Annotated in this window: 1 protein-coding gene; it reads right to left on the reverse strand. The window is 60.3% G+C overall.

Going from position 1 to position 446, the window contains the following annotated elements:
- A partial coding sequence (gene tssB / locus ACU8YC_RS27685) for a type VI secretion system contractile sheath small subunit (protein ID WP_446896352.1) occupies nt 1–303 on the reverse strand: 303 nt, incomplete at its 3' end.
- Between the last annotated feature and the right edge of the window lie 143 nt (nt 304–446).

Below are 446 nucleotides of genomic sequence, written 5' to 3' on the forward strand. Positions count from 1 at the left end.
GTCTTTCATCGAGTTGATGCGCAGCTGCACGGCCAACTCGTCATCGGTCTGCTCGTCCTGCAGGCGGTTCGGCACGCCGAAGGTCAGGTTCAGCTCCTGCTTGGCCAGGACCTCGTCGAAGCTGTTCTTGTCGATGGCGATGGGCTTTCGGTCTTCGATCTTGCGGTCGTCGGCGCGCTGGGTGAAATCGCCCAGCACCATCAGCTTGAGGGGCAGCTCGACCTCTTCCTGAGCGTTGCCGGTGGCCGGCTTGAACGTGACGTTGATGCGTTCCTTGGGTGCAACCGAGCCTTCTTTGGCCATGGTGTTCTCCTTTGCGGTTAGTCCAGCACCACTTCGAGATCGAGGTGGCACAGCCTGCGGTAAATCTCATCCTTGCTTTCACGCACGGCATGGTTCTGCGGCAGCAGCTCGCAACAGCTGTGCAGCAGGCGCAGTACCTCGAG

This window comes from Citrobacter sp. VF227, assembly GCF_052950715.1.